We start from the raw sequence: 17,515 nt of genomic DNA on the forward strand, positions 1-17,515 counted from the left end.
GACAACAAAAACCGTTGACTATCCCACCGGCACGGGCGCGCGCGGATCGATCAACCCGTCGCGTGCCAGCGCGTGCCAAAGGCCCGGCGGTATCGGCTGCGCGAACCAGGCCGCGTTCTGGCGCAACTGCGCCGGGCTCTGCGCGCCGGGGATGCACGAAACCACGGCCGGGTGGGCCATCGGGAATTGCAACGCGGCCGCCTGCACCGGCACGCCGGCCGCCCGGCATGCCGCGGTGATCGCGGCGACACGGGCGACGACATCCGCCGGCGCATCCTCGTAATTGAACTTGCGGGTGCCGGCCAGGATGCCCGAGTTGAACGGCCCGCCGATCACGATGCCGATGCCGCGCCCGGCGCAGCGGTCCAGCAGCGGTTCGAGCGATGCCTGTTCGAGCAGCGTGTAGCGGCCGGCCAGCAGCGCGCAGTCCAGGTCGCATTCTTCCATCGCGTCGGCCACCACTTCCCATTCGTTGACGCCGAGGCCGAAGGCGCGCACGCTGCCTTCGTCGCGCAGTTGCGCCAGCGCGCGAAAACCGCCCCCGTGCGTGAGCTGTTGCCAGTAGTGTTCGTGCCGGCTGCCATGCGTGACGCGGCCGATGTCGTGCACGTACAGGATATCGACGCGGTCCAGGCCCAGGCGCTGCAGGCTGTCCTCGTGCGAACGCAGGATGCCGGCGTACGTGTAGTCGAACTCGGGGCGGAACGGCAGCGGCGCGCCCCAGCCGCCCTCGCCCGGCCTGACGGACGGATCGGGCCGCATCAGCCGCCCGACCTTGGTGCTGATCACGTAATCGGCGCGCGGCCGGTGGCGCAGCGCGGCGCCGAGCCGGTGTTCGGACAGCGTGAAGCCGTAATAGGGCGCGGTGTCGAAATAGCGGATGCCGAGGCCCCAGGCCGCGTCGACGATGGCGTGCGCATCGGCGTCGTCCATCGGCTCGTACAGGCCGCCGAGCTGGGCGCAGCCCAGCCCCATGCAGGTCAGCGGCATGCGGCCGAGGCCGCGCATGCTGTGCTCGTTGATCCGGTGCGCGCCGGTGCGGACCGTGTTCATCAGGCGGCCCGCAACGGGAAGCATCCCGGCCCGGACGGCTCGAACTGCTTGTACGTGAGGATGAATTCCTGGTGGCCCAGCGCTTCCGAGCATGTCGGCTCGCCGTTCGCCACGCGCGCCACCAGTTCCACGATCTCTGTGCCCACCTGTTGCAGCGACGCCTGGCCGGTCAGGATGCGGCCGGCGTTCACGTCCATGTCTTCCGCCAGCCGTTCGTACGTGGCCGGATTCGCGCAGACCTTGATGACCGGCGCGATGGCCGAACCGACCACCGAGCCGCGCCCGGTGGTGAACAGCGTGACATGGGCGCCGCACGACAGCAGCTCGACGATTTCCGCGTTGTCGGAGATGTTCGGGAAGCCGAAGCGCACTTCGCCGTCCGGCACCACGTCCAGCAGGTACAGGCCGCCGGCCCCGGGCACGTCGCCCGGCTTTAGGATGCCCGAGATCGGCGAGGCGCCGCTTTTCGCATAGGCGCCCAGCGATTTTTCCTCCTGCGTGGTCAGCCCGCCATCGGCATTGCCCGGTGCGAAGCTGCCGTGGCCCAGCACCGTGTAGTAGCGCGCGGCCTTGTCCACGCAGCGCACGATTGCATCGCCCAGTTCCGGCGTGGCGGCACGCCGCTTCATGTGGAATTCGCAGCCCACCAGTTCGCCCGTCTCCTCGAAGATGCAGGTGGCGCCCGCCTCCACCAGTTGGTCGAATGCCACGCCGACCGCGGGATTGGCGGTGATGCCGCTGGTGCTGTCCGAACCGCCGCAGATGGTGGCGACGACGAGCTCATCGAGCCGCATCGGCACGCGCGGCTGCGCCGCCAGGGCGTCGAGCGCCCAGCGCACCCATTCCACGCCGTCCGCCACGCTGGTGCGGGTGCCGCGGTTTTCCTGGATCGTGATCGTGTGCACCGGCCGGCCGCCGGCCGCCACGGTCTCTTCCAGGCCGCGGCGGTTGAAGCTTTCGCAGCCCAGCGCCACGATCAGCGCCGCGCCCACGTTGGGATGCGTGACGAGCTGCTTCATCATGCGGTCGGCGTAGTCGTTCGGATAGCAGCCGGGAAAGCCGATCAGGTGCACGGGCTGGCCGTGGAACGCGTTCACCACCAGCCGCGCCACGTGGTGCGCGCATTCGACCGTGTAGACCACGACCACGACATTGCGGATGCCCTTGCGGCCGTCGGCGCGCAGGTAGCCGGCCAGCGCCGGCGGGGAGGAAGGAGCAGAGGAGTGAGCGGTCATGGTCGGTGCGTGCTTCCGGTGATGGACAGGCCGTCGCCGGCCTGCGCGGGAATGGAACCGGCATTTCCCGAAGTGGAATGCGCCGGGCCGGCATCGGTCGGGCTGCCATGCGGGGGGCTGTAATGCGTGGGGAGGTAGTCGCTGACCAGGTTATGCGTGTGCAGGATCGCGCCCCGCGCCACCGGCGCCGTGACGGTGCCGATCAGCGCGCCGTAGCGCAGCACCTTGTCGCCGGGCGCCAGCGCCACGCGGGCCACCTTGTAGCCCAGCGGCACGGCCTCGGGCAGTGCCACGCCGGCACCGTCGATGTCCGCCACGTCGCCGGCGGCGAGCGGCGTGCGGGCGATCAGGCAGTTGTCCTCGGGAGACATCAACAGAAACTGGGGCGCTGGGTGCGCCGGTTGCTCGGGCATCACGGTTCCTTTGCATCGCGGTTCGAATCCACGTCGTTGCCTCGAGAAACACGGTCTGGCGCGCGCCGTCGCGAGGTTGAGTCCAACACAATGTATTAAATATATTCTGTACCGTCAACCAGTTTGTGCACCGATGGTTACGGCAATCATCGACGTGATTGATTGCGCAAACATTTTCGCCACAGTGTTGTGAGCGCAAACAAAAAACGTTTTACTTACCGGGCACATGTTTCTAGAATAAATAAAAACAAAGACAACGGCATCCCCCACGGAGGAGACATGGATACCCTGCCCGATGGCGCCCATACTGGCACCTGCACTTGCGCCCATTCCCCTGCCCGCGTCCGGGCCCGCATGGCCACCGGCACCCTTGCCGGCACCCTCGCGCCCGCCCTGCTCGGCGCTTTCCTGCTGCTCGGCAGCGGCGGCGCCGCCGCGAAGGACCGCACCATCGTGGTGGCGCCCGACGGCACCGGCGACCACCGCACCGTCCAGGAAGCCTTCGCGGCCGTGCCCGACAACAGCGCCGACCGCACCGTCATCCTCGTCAAGCCCGGCATCTACGACGGCCAGAAGATCCTGCGCAAGGAAAAGAACAAAGTGACCCTGCAGGGCGAGGCCGCGGACACCACGATCCTCACCTGGCACATCAACACCAACGAGGAACAGCCGGCCGGCACCGACCCGCGGTACAAGGGCACGGCGCTGGTCGTGCTCGCCGACGATTTCCGCGCCGACAGGCTGACCTTCCGGAATACCTCGGGCGACCACGGCCAGGCGCTGGCGCTGCGCATCGACGGCGACCGCGCCGTCGTCACCAACAGCCGCCTGCTGGGCTGGCAGGATACCGTGATGCTCAACAACGGCCGGCACTACTTCCGCGATAGCTACATCGAAGGCCGCGTCGACTTCATCTACGGCAGCGCCACGGCGGTGTTCGACCGCTGCGAAATCCGGAGCAAGAACGGCGGCTACGTGACCGCGGCCAGCACGCCGCCCGAGCGGCCATACGGCTTCGTCTTCATCGACAGCAGACTGACGGGCGATCCCGCGCCGTGGATCGACCCGGCCGGGAAGATCGAAGCCAGGCCTCCCGGCGCCCTCGCCTTCCTGGGCCGCCCGTGGCGGCCCTACGGCAGCGTGACCTTCGTCAATACCGAGATGGGCGCGCACATCCGGCCGGAAGGCTGGGACAACTGGCGCAAGCAGGACAACGAGAAAACCGCCCGCTACGCGGAATACAACAGCCGCGGCGAAGGCGCCGCTCCCGGCAAGCGGGTTGCGTGGTCGCGGCAACTGGGCGATGCCGAAGGGCGCGGGCTGACCGTCGAGAAGATCCTCGGCGGCGCCGACGGCTGGCGTCCCGCCATGTAAGGCCGCCCGCCGCGTCGAGCCGGCTACCCGCCTCGCACCAGGCAAGCCGGCCACAAACCCGATTTCGTTTCATGACAAGCCAGGAAGCGGCCGGCACCGGCTCGCCCATATAAAACCATCACAAGCGCAATGGAGGAGACCATGGATTACAGCAGCCGCAAGCTCAGGGTTAAACGTTTAACGCAAGCGGTGTCGATCGCTCTCGTTTCGATCGCCACCAGCAACGCCGCGCATGCCCAGCAGGCCGCACCGGATGCGGGCACCACGGCCGACGGCGCGCCGATCCAGAAAGTGCAGGTGGTCGCCACGCGCGCCTCGCAGCAGTCCGGCATCGAGCGCAAGAAGAACGCGGCCACCGCGATGGATTCGATCGTGGCCGAAGACGTGGGCTCGCTGCCCGACCGGAACGTGGGCGAAGCGATCTCGCGCATGGCCGGCATCGTGCTGGATCGGGGCGACTATGGCGAAGGCGTGACGGTCTCCGTGCGCGGCAACGGCGCCGACCTGACCCGCGTGGAGCTCGATGGCCAGAGCGTGCAGTCCGCCGGTGGCACCGACGCCGGCGCCACGGGCGGCGCAAACAGCCGCGGCACCGAGTTCCGCCAGCTTTCGGCCGACCTGATCAAGAGTGTCGACGTGGTGAAAGGGTCGACGGCCGACATGACCGAGGGCGCACTGGGCGGCGGCATCGTCATCAAGACGCGCACGGGCCTGGACTTCAAGAAGCCGTTCGCCTCGCTGCGCCTGGGCGGCAGCCAGAACTCGCTGGACAAGAAGTGGAAGCCGGACGCCAACCTGATCCTGGCGAACAAATACCTGGACGGGCGCCTCGGCCTGATGGTCAACGCCTCGCACAGCACCCTGAACAACGAGGCGCACTCGATGCAGGTGTCGCAGACGGCGCAGCAGGGCTACTACCGCCTGCTGGACTTCGACGGGTCGCCGGAAAAGACCTACACGTTCCTGCCCAGTACCGTCAACGGCAACGACCTGACGGCCACCACGCCGATCGTGCGCACGCCGCTGGGCGGCAACAACTTCCTGAACTCCGAATCGCCGCTGTCGCTGATCACCAAGTCGGCCGGCGCGAAGACCAAGGCCGAATGCGCCGCCCTGTTCCCGAACTTCAGCGCCGCGCAACTGGCGCAGATCCCGCAGGGCAGCCGCGCCGCGGCGCTGACGCAGCGCGGCAACGAGCTGTTGACCTGCCTGAACCAGTGGAACGACTACACGCCGTCGAACGTGCGCTACTTCATGAAGAAGGAGCACGACCGCAAGGACAACCTGGACCTGCGCGCCGATTTCAAGGTGACCGACCGGCTGACCGTGTACGCCAAGGGCAGCTTCAACCGCCGCGAAACGCGCATCGAGCAGATGACCTACCAGCTCGGCCTGGTGAAGAATCCGAACCAGCTGCCCAATCCGCTGATCACGCCCGGCTACACCGGCACGGTGGTATCGGACGATACCGTCAACGGCGTGCGCACCGCGGCGCCCGGTTCCGGCTTCTACACGTACAACGCGCCGTACACGTATTCCACGCGCTCGAACAACTATCCGTTCATGGGCGCCGTCACCAACGTGGACCCGGCCTCGGTGCTGGTGGACGCGAGCCACCACCTGACGCGCTTCACGGTCTCCGACGGCCAGGCCATCCCGGACCAGACGCTGGAATTCGCCCGCACCGTCAGCCGCTACCTGCAGACGGGCGGCACCTACCGGAACAACGGCCTGACCGCCGAATTCTTCTTCGCCGATGCCCAGTCGGATTTCCGCCGCGTGCAGCAGCGCATGAGCTACACGCTGAACACGGGGCCCACCACGTTCGAGCTCGATCCGAGCGGTCTGTGGGGCTTCCAGTTCCCGGCCGGCGTCAACCAGGCCGATCCCGCCGGCTATGCGGCGCTGTTTCCGCGCACCGTCGGCGGGGCCGCGCTGGGCAACACCAACACCGTGTTCCGGCCGAACTACACGGCGGCGCAGCAGCCGCTGCGCACCACGGCGGCCGGCATCCTGTGGCTGCCGCAGATCCGCGAAACGGGCGAGCGTACCGCCAAGCTCGACGTGACGTACATGACGCCGGAAAGCATTCCGTTCTTCAAGCGCATCAAGGCCGGGTTCAACCTGCGCGACAACTTCAGCAACTCCTGGGAAGGCGGCGCCGGCGACAAGATGGTCAAGGCGCCCATCGGTACCTACGGCCAGGCCGGCTACGTGCCGGGCGTCTACCTGCCGCAGGCGCGCGTGGACAACCGCTTCGAAGGCTGCCAGAACACGCCCGGCTCGCTGGCCGCCGGCGGCGACGCCTGCAGGTACGGCTTCTCGCCTTCCCCGGACCCGCGCAACGGCCGCGACACCACGCTGGTGCTGACGCAGCAGGACTTCCAGAACCTGATCGCCCGGACGCTGACGAAGCCGGCCACCGGCACCTCGTATTTCAACGGCGCCAACGGGCGGCCCGGCATCCTGCCGCAGAACTGGACCGGCATCGACATCGCGAAGGCCGTCGAACTGACCAACTTCGCCAACCGCAACTGGGATTGCGTGCAGACCTGCACGGCCACCGACGGCAAGGTGTACGACCAGCCCGTGAACAAGCTCGAAGAGCGCATCGACGCGTTCTACCTGATGACCGACTTCGGCCTGGACCATGTGCCGTTCACCAGCCGCGCCCTGCCCTTCGGCCTGGAATTCGACGGCAACGTGGGCGTGCGCTACGTGCGCAGCCGCGTGCACGGCACCGGCACGATGACGTTCCAGTCGTATTCGAAGACGGCGGCCTACGACCCGGACGATCCGACCAATTCGGCCGGCTACGTGCAGTCGTCGATCGTGCAGAATACGGCCGTGGACGCCGAGACCACCGACGTGCTGCCGAGCCTGAACCTGGCCACGTGGCTGCGGCCCGATGAACTGGTGCTGCGCTACAGCGTGGCGAAAACCGTCGCGCGCCCGCCGATCCAGCAGCTGCTGCCGGCCAGCACCTGCATCTACGACGAACGCGCCGCCGACCTGGATTCCGACGGCACGCAGCGCTGCAACGGCGTGATCGGCAACCCGGCGCTGCAGGCGCGCAAGAACGTCAACCAGAACGTCTCGCTCGAGTGGTACCCGAACCGCGACACGATGTTCAGCCTGGCGTACTTCAACCAGAAGGGCAAGGTGGGCCAGTTCATCACCGAAGGCGTCAGCGGCGGCCAGCTGTTCGCCGGTTCCGACCTGGTGGACCCGCAGACCGGCGTGAAACTGTCCGACCTGCCGTTCAACTATTCCACCTACGTCAACGGCCCCGTTTCCACCCGCAACGGCGCCGAGTTCAGCACCAAGACGGCGTTCACGTTCCTGCCGGGGCTGCTGGGCTTCACCGGCTTCGACGCCAACTACACGAAGGTGAAGTCGAAGCACGTGACGGCCTCGATCGTCGACCTGCTGACCGGCACCCCGCTGCCGCCGGCGCGCGAGTCGGAATCGCAGTACAACATCGCGCTGTGGTACGACGACGGCAAGCTGTCGGCACGCGTTGCCCTGCAGGGCGCCGCCGCCTGGTTCACCTGCATCTCGCCGTGCGGCCAGACCCCGCGCGAGCTGATCAACTACCCGGCGCAGGGCGTGAACGTGAATGCCTCCACGCCGATCATCTACTCGCCGGGCTCGCCGAACTTCAAGGATGCGACGCGCTTCGTGGACGCCAAGATCGCGTACAGGTGGCGCCCGGACGTGGAATTCTTCCTCGAAGGCCGCAACATCGGCAACGCGACCACGTCGAACAGCCAGGGCCCGTATGCGCCGCTCAGCAACGGCGTACCGAACCTGCTGGACTACGCGTATGCCGGCCGGCGCATCATGTTCGGCGTGTCGTTCCGCACGCTGTAGACGAGGACCATGCCGCTCTCCGGTGCCGGATACCTTCAGGTGTCCGACACCGGTTTCGCAAACGTCTGCCAGCATCCGGGCAACAAGCCGGCCGGTCCGCCACAGCGGTTCGACACCGAATGGCAAACCCGGTCTTGCCCTCTCGCAGTCGCCCCTTATGCGTAGGTATCGACGACGCTGCCCAGCGTCGCCGTGCCGCCCGGCTGCGTCGACGCCGCGCTGTTCGTGCCCTGTTCCTGCGCCGCCTGCCGCTGGGCCGCCTGCTGGGCCACCTGCTGTGCCGCCTGGGCCTGCAATTGCGCGATCCGCTGCTGCAGGGCCTGGATCGCCTGCTGGATCTGCTCCGCTTCCTTCTGCCCCGTTTCGCTGGTGTCCTTCTGCGCTTCGGCCAGTTCCTTCTGCTTGCTCACCAGCTGCCGTTGCAGCGTGGCCAGTTGCCCGCCGCCCGCACTGGCGGACGATACAACTGTCGTGGCTGAACCTGCAGCCGAGCCGATCGATGCCACCATGTCTGTTCCTTTCGCTGTCGCCTGCGCTGTTGCATGCGCTGTTGCCTATTGTCGTCCATGCATTATCGGCACGTGCTGCGCGAACTGAACCGCCGGCGATGTAAAGCCACGTAAAGATCGGTCCGCCCCGGCCGAGCGTGTACACTGCGGCGGCGCCGGCTTTTCATTGCAAAAGCGCGCATCGCACGTCAACGACAGAGAGAATGCCATGAAGATTTCAAACTCGCTGCCCGCCTGGGCCATTGCCGCGCCCGTTTGCGCGTGGCTGCTGCTGGCCGGGAAACTGGCCGGCGCCGACCAGATGCTCGGCGGCGCGTACATCGCGCTGCTGGCCGCCGGCCTGTTCGCCGGCGTGCTGGCCGCCGTGTTCCACGCCGAGGTGGTGGCGCACCGGATCGGCGAACCGTACGGCACGCTGGTGCTGGCGGTGGCGGTGACATCGATCGAAGTGGCGCTGATCGTATCGCTGATGATCGCCGGCGGCGAATCGACCACCGGCCTGGCGCGCGATACGGTTTTCGCGGCCGTGATGCTGATCCTGAACGGCATGGTGGGCATCTGCCTGCTGGCCGGCGCGCGCCGGCACGGCGAACAGCGGTTCACGCAGACCGGCGTTTCCGCCGCGCTGGCCACGCTGTCAGCCATCGCCGTGCTGACGATGGTGCTGCCGAACTACACGACCACCACGCCGGGCCCGGTCTACAGCAGCAGCCAGCTGATCTTCATCGCCGTGGTATCGCTGGTGTTGTATGGCACCTTCGTGCTGGTGCAGACGGTGCGCCACCGCGATTATTTCCTGCCCGAGGCCGCCGTCGACAACGAGGAAGTGCATGCGCCGCCGCCGCCGAAGAGCGTTGCCTGGCGCAGTGGCGCCCTGTTGCTGGCGTGCCTGGCGGGCGTGGTGCTGCTGGCGAAATCGCTGTCGCCGCCGCTCGAGGCGGCGGTGCTCGCGCTCGGCGCGCCGAAGGCGCTGGTCGGCATCATCATCGCCGCCGTCGTGCTGCTGCCCGAGGGGATCGCCGCCTACCAGGCGGCGCGCGCGAACCGGCTGCAAACCAGCCTGAACCTGGCACTCGGTTCCGCGCTGGCCAGCATCGGCCTGACGATTCCCGCGGTGGCGATCGTGTCGCTGGCCAACGGCTGGACGCTGTCGCTGGGGATCGACGTCAAGTCGACCGTGCTGTTGCTGCTGTCGGTCGTCGTGGCCACGATATCGCTCGGCAACGGCCGCACCACGATCATGCAGGGCACCGTGCACCTGGTGATCTTCGCCGTCTACCTGTTCATCACGATCGTGCCCTGAACGTCCGAAAGTGCGTGTCCCGTGCCGCCCTCGCAGGCACGGGACACGCACTTTTTTTGTTGTCGGATTCGCCACGCCAGCAGTGCATCGCTTGTTCTTTTTACATGGTAATCTGCTCACATCACCGGCATCCGGAGCCGGGAAGCGCAAGCACCAGACACCCCCGGACCAACCATTCGTAGACAACGCAGACAAGTGAACGTGATGAAAAAGAACGTAGCAATTATCGGGGCAGGCTTCTCCGGCGCGGTCATAGCGCACCAGCTCGCCAAGGCGGGCCATCAAGTCGAAGTGTTCGAATCGCGATCGCACATCGCCGGCAACTGCTATTCCGAGCGCGATGCCGAAACCAGCGTGATGGTGCACGTGTACGGCCCGCACATCTTCCACACCGATAACGAACGGGTGTGGAAATTCGTCAACGAGTTCGGCGAGTTCATGCCATTCGTCAACCGCGTCAAGGCGATCACGAACGACCGCGTGTTCACGTTGCCGATCAACCTGCTGACGATCAACCAGTTCTTCAACAAGACCTTCCGCCCGGCCGAGGCGCAGCAGTTCCTGGCCGAACAGGGCGACAAGACGATCGAGAACCCGGTCACGTTCGAAGACCAGGCGCTGCGCTTCGTCGGCCGCGACCTGTACGAGGCGTTCTTCAAGACCTACACCGTCAAGCAATGGGGCCTGCAACCGAGCGAACTGCCGGCCAGCATCCTGAAGCGGCTGCCGGTGCGCTTCAACTACGATGACAATTATTTCAGCCACAAGTACCAGGGCATGCCGAAGGATGGCTACACGGCCATCGTCGAAAAGATCCTGAACGTGCCGGGCATCACCGTGCACCTGAGCACGCCGTTCAAGCCGGAACAGAAAGGCGATTACGACCACGTGTTCTACAGCGGCCCGATCGACGCCTGGTTCGGCCACCGCGACGGCCGCCTGCCCTACCGCACGCTCGATTTCGAAGTGCACCGCGACCAGGGCGACTACCAGGGCAATGCCGTGATCAACTATTGCGACAGCGCCAAGCCCTACACGCGCATTACCGAGCACAAGCACTTCTCGCCGTGGGAACAGCACGAAGGCACGCTGTGCTACTTCGAGTACAGCCGGCAGTGCGAGGAAGGCGATACGCCGTATTACCCGATCCGGCTGGCGCGCGACAAGGTACAGCTGGAAAAATACGTGAAGCTCGCGCAGGACGAACCCAACGTGACCTTCATCGGCCGCCTGGGCACCTACCGTTACCTCGACATGGACGTGACGATCGACGAGGCGCTGAAAGTGGCCGACAAGTTCCTCGCCTGCGCCACCGAGAACGCGCCGATGCCGGCGTTCGTCATCGATCCGCTGGCCTGACGAACCGGATCGCCAATCCACCGGCATCGGCCACCATTCCAGCGGGATGGTGGCCGATGCCGCTTTTGCCCCTGTTCTCGATTCCGCTTTTACTCCAGCGCCCGCGGGATCGCCTGCAACTGCGCGCATCCCATATCTTCCGGCGCCAGCAGCGACGCACGTGGCATGCCCGCGTGGGCGACGTGCCGCCCGAATGGCTGGTCGTGATCAGCCTGGTAAATAGGAACGCCGGATTACGTTGATGTTGCGCGTCAACGCCAGCGTGCACATCCGCTGCCGTGCGTGGTGAAGGTGTTCAAGGCGGCATCCGGATCGCCGACGCTGCCGGGCAAGGTCGGCCGGCAGGACCGACCAGCGCCGATCGGTACTGACTCGGATATCTGTAGAATCGAATTCTGCTGCGCCATCAACGGACTCACGACATGATTACCTGCCACGTAAAGTATATTATCGACCCCTATCAAATGGACGCCTTCGAACGCTATTCACGCGATTGGGTCCGAATTGTCAGGCGAATGGGAGGGGAGCACCATGGCTATTTCCTCCCTGCCGAGGGGGCTAACAATATCGCCTATTGTCTATTCAGTTTCGCCAGCCTGTCCGATTATGAACGGTATCGCCGGGAGGCCGCGGAGGATCACGAATGTATTGAACTGGTGGGCAAGGCCACTCAGCAGAAGTTTATCCTGAGCTATGAACGCAGTTTTTTGCGGCCGGTGCTTCAGTAAATACATTGCTTCCACCCTGAGTGTCCGACGCCAGGCTTCTGGCCGATGGCAGCCGGCGCAAAGCGAACATGACCATTTCAAACGCGAGCCGCTACACCCAGGTACGGGCCGGATGCGGTAACGCCGTTCACCCAAGCGAATCCCGATAGCGTTTGAAATCACGGGTGTCGGGTAGCGGTCTTCGCCGACATCCCATCACTTCGGCGAAAACCGGTGTCCGACACCAGTACTCCGGCGCTGCTGGCAGCATCGGGCGTCGCCGACCGACCGGCTTGGGCCGGATGCGGCAATTGCATGAATTTAATTAGGATGCTAAACTTTTCCCTCCTAACAAAAAGCGCACGCCATGACCGACTTCGACAAGACCCTGATGTCCCTGACCCACACGCTGATCCACGCGGCGCGGGCATACAAGGCGGCGGCGGACCGCGTGGCCGGCAACTTCGCGCTGTCGCACGCGAGCGGCTGGCCGGTATTGATGATTGCCCGGCTCGGCGACGGCGTGCGGCCCGGCCTCGTGGCCGAAGCGCTCGGCGTCGAGCCGCCGTCGCTGGTGCGCATCATCGACCAGCTGGTGGCGGCCGGCCTCGTGCTGCGGCAGGACGATCCGGCCGACCGTCGCGCGAAGACGCTGCACCTGACCGCCGAAGGCCGCGAATGCGCCGCCCGGCTGGAGGAATTGCTGCTGCCGTTCCGGCGCGGCCTGTTCGCGGAGATCGAGCAGGGCGACATCGAGGCCTGCCTGCGCGTGCTGACGCGGCTCGATGCCGTGCTGGCCTCCCAGGCGAAGGGCTGAGCGGCGATGGCGTTGCCGAAGTTATCGCTTGCGCCGGTGCAGCCGCGCGAGCTGCTGTTCTCGGCGAAGTGCTTCGCCGCGTCGATGCTGGCGCTGTACGTGTCGCTGGCGGCCGGCCTGCCGCGCCCGTTCTGGGCGATGATGACCGCCTATATCGTGGCCAGCCCGCTGGCCGGCGCCGTGCGTTCGAAGGCGCTGTTCCGCGTGTGCGGCACGCTGATTGGCTGCGCCGCCACGGTGGCGATGGTACCGAACCTGGCCAACGCGCCGGAGCTGCTGTCGCTGGCGCTGGCGTGCTGGGTGGCGGTGTGCCTGTACGTATCGCTGCTCGACCGCACCCCCCGCTCGTATATCTTCATGCTGGCCGGGTACACGGCCGGCCTGATCGGTTTTCCGGCCGTCACCGATCCGGCCACCGTATTCGATACCGGGCTCGCCCGCGTGGAAGAAATCAGCGTGGGCATCCTGTCCGCCACGCTGGTCCACTCGCTGGTGTTCCCGCAGGGCGTGGGCCCGGCGCTGCTGGGCCGCCTGGACCGCGCGATCGGCGATGCGCGCCGCTGGATGCTCGAAGTGCTGCGCCCCGGTGCGGGCAGCCGCGATGCGCATGTGCGCCTGGCGCTGGCGGCCGAGATCAGCGACATGCGCATCATGGCCACGCACCTGCCGTTCGACACATCGCACCTGCGCTGGACCGGCGCGATGGTGCACGCGCTGCACGACCGCCTGGCGGTGATGGTGCCGCTGCTGCTGGCCGTCGAAGACCGGCTGCAGGCGCTGGCCGAAACCGGCCCCGTCGATCGCGCCTGGCAGGCGATGCTGGACGACGTGGCGCAATGGATCGGCGAAGGCAAGGCCGCCGACCCGGGCCGCGCCGCGGGCCTGCGCGCACGGTTGCGGGAACTGACGCCCGAACTGGCGCCGCATGCCGAATGGCGCACGATCCTGCAGGTCAACCTGGCCCAGCGCCTGGGCGCGCTGGTCGCGGCCTGCGAGGAAAGCCTGGAACTGCGCGACAGCATCGATGCCGTCATGCGCGGCGCGCCGCCGGCGGCACCGAAACACCTGACACCGTCGGTACTGCACCGCGACCACGGCATGGCCCTGCGTTCCGCGCTGGCCGCGGCGATCGCGATCCTGGCCTGCTGCGCGTTCTGGATCGCGACCGGCTGGCCGGCCGGCGCCGCCGCGCCGATGCTGGCCGGCGTGGCCTGCTGCTTCTTCGCGACGATGGACGACCCCGTGCCCGCGATCACCGGCTTCGTGAAATTCACGCTGTGGTCGGTGCCGGTCTCGGCGTTCTACATCCTCGTGGTGCTGCCGGCCGTCCACAGCTACGAGATGTTCGTCCTCGCGCTGGCCCCGGTGTTCCTGGTATTGGGTGTGTACATGGCGCGGCCGGCCACGTACGGCAACGCGCTGACGTTCGTGATCGGCATCGCCGGCACGCTGGCGCTGCACGACACCAACCAGCTGGACATGGCCTCGTTCGTCAACGGCATGCTGGCGCAGCTGATGGGCTATATCGTCGCGGCGGTGGTCACGAAGACCTTCCGCACGGTCGACGGTCCGTGGATGGCGCGCCGCATGCTGGGCCACGCCCGCGCCGAGCTGGTGCAGCTGGCGCGCTCGCCCCGCGCGCCGGCCCTGCTGGAAGTATCGGCCCGCGTGGTCGACCGCGTGGGCCTGCTGATGCCGCGCCTGGCGCTGGCCGGCGCCGCCCCGGCGGTCCGCGCGGATGCGCTCGAGACCATGCGCGAACTGCGCGCGGGCCTGCACATCGCGCAGCTGCGCGCGCTGGCCCCGCGGCTGGAACCGGCGGGCGTACCGCTGGCACGGCTGTTCGACCGCGTCGCCGCGCATTTCGACACGCGTGCGGGCAACAGCTCGCATGCCGGCCTGCTGGCGCAACTGGACGGCACGCTGAGCGCCGTGTGCCGCGTGGCCGAAGGCGATGTCCGTACCACGGCCGCCGCCGCGCTGGCCAGCATGCGGCGCGACCTGTTCCCGCGCGCCGACATGTACCAACCCGCCCATCAACCGCACCAGGAGGAACCGCGATGATCGCCGAAATCAGCCTGCACGGCCTGTACGTGCCCACCCTGCTGCTGCTGGCGATGGCCGCGCTGGCCTGCACCCGCGTGCTCGGCAAGCTGCTGCTGCGGCTGGGCTTCTACCGCCTGGTATGGCACCCCGCCCTGTTCGAATTCGCGCTGTTCGGCATCCTGCTGGGCAGCTTCTCCATCCTGGTGAACCGTTATGGCTACTGAACTTACCCTGAAATCTTCCGCGCTGGCTCTGGCGCGCTTCCTCGTGACGCTGGCCGCCCTGTCCGCGGCCGGCGTCCTCGCGTGGCGCCTGTGGCAGCACTACGAGGTGGAGCCCTGGACCCGCGACGGGCGCGTCAAGGCCGACGTGGTGCAGGTGGCGCCGGACGTCACCGGCCAGGTCACGAAGGTGCTGGTGCACGACAACCAGCAGGTGAAGGCCGGCGACGTGCTGTTCGAGATCGATGCCGCCCGTTTCGCGCTGGCGCTGCGGCAGGCCGAGGCCGCCGTGGCGGCGCAGCGCGTGGCGCTGGACCAGGCGGTAAAGGATGCGCGCCGCAACGCCGAACTGCGCGAGCTGGTCGCGCAGGAAGTGCGCGACCAGTCGTCGGCGAAGGTCGACGAGCTGCGCGCCGCGCTGGCGCAGGCGGTCGTCGGCCGCGACGTGGCGAAGCTGAACCTGGATCGCACCCGCGTGGTGTCGGCCGTCAACGGCACCGTCACGAACCTGGACCTGCGCGCCGGCGCCTATGTGACGGCCGGCCACCCGGTGATGGCCCTGATCGACCGCGATTCGTACTATATCGAAGGCTACTTCGAGGAGACCAAGCTGGCCGCGATCGGCATCGGCGACCCGGTGCTGGTCACGCCGATGGGCGCCTCGGCGGTGCTGCATGGCCACGTGGAGAGCTTTGCCGGCGGCATTGCCGACCGCGACCGCAGCACATCGCCGAACCTGCTGTCGAACGTGAACCCCACGTTCAACTGGGTGCGGCTGGCGCAGCGCATTCCCGTGCGCGTGAAACTCGATGCGCTGCCGGCCGGCACGCGCCTGGTGGCCGGCCAGACGGTAACGGTGGACGTGCGCGCTCCTGCCCCGGCCGCGGTGGCCGGTGGCCCCGGCGCCACCCGTTCGTGAAGAGGACATCATGCGCAACCTGATCCGATTTCCCCTGTTTGCGTCGCTGGCCGTGCTGACGGCCTGCGGCACCGTGGGGCCCGACTACCGGCTGCCGGAACAGGCGGCCATCGGGCGCCCGGCCGCCGCCGCGCCGTTCGTCAGCGCCGCCGGCGCGGACGCGGCACTGTTCCGCAGCGAGCCGCTGCCGCCGGACTGGTGGCGGCTGTACAAGGAGCCGGCGCTCGACGCGCTGGTGACGAAGGCATTCGCCGCCAACACCGACCTGCGCGTGGCCGCCGCCAACCTGGCGCGCGCCCGCGCGGTGCAGCAGGAAGTCGCCGGCGCGGCCGATCCCGTTGTCGCTGCTTCCGGCGGACCGGCCTATGGCCGCGCTTCGGCGGCGGCCAAGGGGCTGCCCACGGCGCTGGCCGATGGCTACAGCCATGACGCCGGCATCGGCGTGTCGTACCAGCTCGACCTGTTCGGCAAGATCCGGCGCGGCGTCGAGGCGGCCGGCGCCGATCGCGAGGCCGCCGAAGCGGCGCTGGACCTGGCGCGCGTGACCGTGGCGGCCGACACCGCACGGGCGTACGTGGACGCCTGCGGCGCCCGCCACCAGCTCGGCGTGGTGCGCCGGTCCGTCGACCTCCAGCAGCGCTTCGTGGACTTGACGGCCAGGCGCATCCGCGCCGGCCGCGGCACCGCGCTCGACGACTCGCGCGCCCGTGCCCAGCTCGAACAGTTGCGCGCGGCGATCCCGCCGCTGCTGGCGCAAACCCGCACCGCGCAATTCCGGCTGGCCGCGCTGACCGGCCGCGCGCCGGCCGACATGCCCGAGGGCGAGATCGCCTGCGGCGCCGCGCCCCGGCTGGCACAGGCCATCCCGGTCGGCGACGGCGCCCGGCTGCTGCGCCGCCGGCCGGACGTGCGCGGCGCCGAACGCAGCCTGGCCGGCGCCACCGCGCGTATCGGCGTTGCCGTCGCCGACCTGTATCCCAGCGTGAGCCTGGGCCTGTCGGCCGGCAGCACCGGCGCGCTGGACCGCTTCGGCTCAGGCAACGCCTTCCGGTGGAGCCTGGGCCCGCTGATCTCGTGGACGCTGCCCACCAGCGCCGGCCGTGCCCGCGTGGCCGAAGCGGAGGCCGGCGGCGCGGCCGCGCTGGCGCGCTTCGACGGCGTCGTGCTCAATGCGCTGCGCGAAACGGAAACGGCGATGACGGCCTATGCCCGTGAACTGGACCGCAACGCCGCGCTGCGCGCCGCGCGCGATCAAAGCGCGCTGGCGGCCGGCCAGTCGCACCGCCTGTACCAGGCCGGCAAGATCGATTTCCTGTCGGTGCTCGATGCCGACCGCACGCTGGCTTCCGGCGAAGGCGCGCTCGCCGTCTCGGATGCGCAGGTGGCGGCCGACCAGGTCGCGCTGTTCCTGGCCCTCGGCGGCGGGTGGGAGTGAGCGGGCAAGCCGACGAAGGCCGCGCCGCGCAATGTCGGCTATGTCATTCGCGTATCGGGGCTGGCGCACTTCGGAAAAGCAAGCGAGAATGTGGTTCGCGCAGTGTTTCGAGGGTTTGACAACCGCAGCGCCTCAAAAAAAAGCGGCGGCCGGGAAACCGGACCACCGCGAAGGGAAGCGCGCCATGGGGCAGGCGCTGTCGAAACACTGTGCGAGCTGTATCGGTTGAACCCAGTGTAAAGCGTCTTGGC

14 protein-coding genes and 1 pseudogene are annotated in these 17,515 nt (G+C 67.8%); 11 read left to right on the forward strand and 4 right to left on the reverse strand.

Annotation, left to right across the window (positions count from 1 at the left end):
- Positions 1-18: 18 nt before the first annotated feature.
- The 3 genes and pseudogenes from GJV26_RS02205 to GJV26_RS02215 all read right to left on the reverse strand — a co-directional run.
- Entirely contained in the window at positions 19-1,023 is a 1,005-nt protein-coding gene (locus GJV26_RS02205; RefSeq protein WP_371866549.1) for an aldo/keto reductase, read from the reverse strand.
- Between the two features lie 29 nt (positions 1,024-1,052).
- Positions 1,053-2,288, reverse strand: a complete 1,236-nt coding sequence (locus GJV26_RS02210) for a UxaA family hydrolase (protein ID WP_155707277.1) — start codon at positions 2,286-2,288, stop codon at positions 1,053-1,055.
- A gap of 122 nt (positions 2,289-2,410) precedes the next feature.
- Positions 2,411-2,701 (reverse strand): annotated as a pseudogene (locus GJV26_RS02215) (UxaA family hydrolase); the annotation flags it as partial.
- Between the two features lie 279 nt (positions 2,702-2,980).
- Here GJV26_RS02215 and GJV26_RS02220 point away from each other — a divergent pair.
- Both GJV26_RS02220 and GJV26_RS02225 read left to right on the forward strand, forming a co-directional pair.
- Complete coding sequence (locus tag GJV26_RS02220) at positions 2,981-4,075, forward strand: pectinesterase family protein (RefSeq protein WP_216643091.1); 1,095 nt, start codon at positions 2,981-2,983, stop codon at positions 4,073-4,075.
- Positions 4,076-4,216: 141 nt separating this feature from the next.
- Positions 4,217-7,948 carry a TonB-dependent receptor gene (locus tag GJV26_RS02225; RefSeq protein WP_229419144.1) on the forward strand — a complete coding sequence of 1,244 codons (3,732 nt, stop codon included), beginning with the start codon at positions 4,217-4,219 and terminating at the stop codon, positions 7,946-7,948.
- A gap of 155 nt (positions 7,949-8,103) precedes the next feature.
- Here GJV26_RS02225 and GJV26_RS02230 read toward each other — a convergent pair whose 3' ends face one another.
- Positions 8,104-8,457, reverse strand: a complete 354-nt coding sequence (locus GJV26_RS02230) for a FlxA-like family protein (protein ID WP_155707283.1) — start codon at positions 8,455-8,457, stop codon at positions 8,104-8,106.
- A gap of 208 nt (positions 8,458-8,665) precedes the next feature.
- Between GJV26_RS02230 and GJV26_RS02235 the strand changes: the two genes are divergently transcribed.
- The 9 genes from GJV26_RS02235 to GJV26_RS02275 all read left to right on the forward strand — a co-directional run bounded on the left by GJV26_RS02235 (position 8,666) and on the right by GJV26_RS02275 (position 17,264).
- Positions 8,666-9,760: a calcium:cation antiporter gene (locus GJV26_RS02235; protein WP_155707285.1), complete on the forward strand. Its 1,095-nt coding sequence runs from the start codon at positions 8,666-8,668 to the stop codon at positions 9,758-9,760.
- A 204-nt stretch (positions 9,761-9,964) separates the two neighbouring features.
- A complete protein-coding gene (gene glf / locus GJV26_RS02240; RefSeq protein ID WP_155707287.1) occupies positions 9,965-11,119 on the forward strand; it encodes a UDP-galactopyranose mutase in 1,155 nt (384 codons plus the stop codon).
- Between the two features lie 56 nt (positions 11,120-11,175).
- Positions 11,176-11,361 carry a hypothetical protein gene (locus GJV26_RS02245; RefSeq protein ID WP_155707289.1) on the forward strand — a complete coding sequence of 62 codons (186 nt, stop codon included), beginning with the start codon at positions 11,176-11,178 and terminating at the stop codon, positions 11,359-11,361.
- Between the two features lie 180 nt (positions 11,362-11,541).
- Positions 11,542-11,847, forward strand: coding sequence for an NIPSNAP family protein (locus GJV26_RS02250; protein WP_155707292.1), 306 nt, complete (start codon positions 11,542-11,544; stop codon positions 11,845-11,847).
- Between the two features lie 346 nt (positions 11,848-12,193).
- Positions 12,194-12,643, forward strand: coding sequence for a MarR family winged helix-turn-helix transcriptional regulator (locus GJV26_RS02255; RefSeq protein WP_155707294.1), 450 nt, complete (start codon positions 12,194-12,196; stop codon positions 12,641-12,643).
- 6 nt (positions 12,644-12,649) lie between these two features.
- The gene (locus tag GJV26_RS02260) at positions 12,650-14,707 is read left to right on the forward strand and encodes an FUSC family protein (protein WP_155707296.1); all 2,058 of its coding nucleotides are present in this window, start codon (positions 12,650-12,652) and stop codon (positions 14,705-14,707) included.
- Positions 14,704-14,913 (forward strand): DUF1656 domain-containing protein, encoded by a 210-nt coding sequence (locus tag GJV26_RS02265; RefSeq protein ID WP_155707298.1) that lies wholly within the window; start codon positions 14,704-14,706, stop codon positions 14,911-14,913. Before GJV26_RS02260 ends, GJV26_RS02265 begins: the two co-directional genes overlap by 4 nt.
- Positions 14,903-15,829 carry an efflux RND transporter periplasmic adaptor subunit gene (locus GJV26_RS02270; RefSeq protein WP_155707300.1) on the forward strand — a complete coding sequence of 309 codons (927 nt, stop codon included), beginning with the start codon at positions 14,903-14,905 and terminating at the stop codon, positions 15,827-15,829. The genes GJV26_RS02265 and GJV26_RS02270 overlap by 11 nt, the downstream gene beginning before the upstream one ends.
- Positions 15,830-15,839: 10 nt before the next feature.
- A complete protein-coding gene (locus GJV26_RS02275) occupies positions 15,840-17,264 on the forward strand; it encodes an efflux transporter outer membrane subunit (RefSeq protein WP_155707302.1) in 1,425 nt (474 codons plus the stop codon).
- Positions 17,265-17,515: the final 251 nt, after the last annotated feature.

Source organism: Pseudoduganella dura, assembly GCF_009727155.1.
Lineage (GTDB): Bacteria > Pseudomonadota > Gammaproteobacteria > Burkholderiales > Burkholderiaceae_D > Rugamonas > Rugamonas dura.

What these genes read in the sequence shown, in the direction of transcription:
- GJV26_RS02250 (WP_155707292.1), top strand. Translation starts at nt 11,542, where the DNA reads ATGATTACCTGCCACGTAAAGTATATTATCGACCCCTATCAAATGGAC.
- GJV26_RS02235 (WP_155707285.1), top strand. Translation starts at nt 8,666, where the DNA reads ATGAAGATTTCAAACTCGCTGCCCGCCTGGGCCATTGCCGCGCCCGTT.
- GJV26_RS02260 (WP_155707296.1), top strand. Translation starts at nt 12,650, where the DNA reads ATGGCGTTGCCGAAGTTATCGCTTGCGCCGGTGCAGCCGCGCGAGCTG.
- GJV26_RS02225 (WP_229419144.1), top strand. Translation starts at nt 4,217, where the DNA reads ATGGATTACAGCAGCCGCAAGCTCAGGGTTAAACGTTTAACGCAAGCG.
- GJV26_RS02220 (WP_216643091.1), top strand. Translation starts at nt 2,981, where the DNA reads ATGGATACCCTGCCCGATGGCGCCCATACTGGCACCTGCACTTGCGCC.
- GJV26_RS02255 (WP_155707294.1), top strand. Translation starts at nt 12,194, where the DNA reads ATGACCGACTTCGACAAGACCCTGATGTCCCTGACCCACACGCTGATC.
- GJV26_RS02245 (WP_155707289.1), top strand. Translation starts at nt 11,176, where the DNA reads ATGCCGCTTTTGCCCCTGTTCTCGATTCCGCTTTTACTCCAGCGCCCG.
- GJV26_RS02230 (WP_155707283.1), bottom strand. Translation starts at nt 8,457, where the DNA reads ATGGTGGCATCGATCGGCTCGGCTGCAGGTTCAGCCACGACAGTTGTA.
- glf (WP_155707287.1), top strand. Translation starts at nt 9,965, where the DNA reads ATGAAAAAGAACGTAGCAATTATCGGGGCAGGCTTCTCCGGCGCGGTC.
- GJV26_RS02275 (WP_155707302.1), top strand. Translation starts at nt 15,840, where the DNA reads ATGCGCAACCTGATCCGATTTCCCCTGTTTGCGTCGCTGGCCGTGCTG.
- GJV26_RS02265 (WP_155707298.1), top strand. Translation starts at nt 14,704, where the DNA reads ATGATCGCCGAAATCAGCCTGCACGGCCTGTACGTGCCCACCCTGCTG.
- GJV26_RS02210 (WP_155707277.1), bottom strand. Translation starts at nt 2,288, where the DNA reads ATGACCGCTCACTCCTCTGCTCCTTCCTCCCCGCCGGCGCTGGCCGGC.
- GJV26_RS02270 (WP_155707300.1), top strand. Translation starts at nt 14,903, where the DNA reads ATGGCTACTGAACTTACCCTGAAATCTTCCGCGCTGGCTCTGGCGCGC.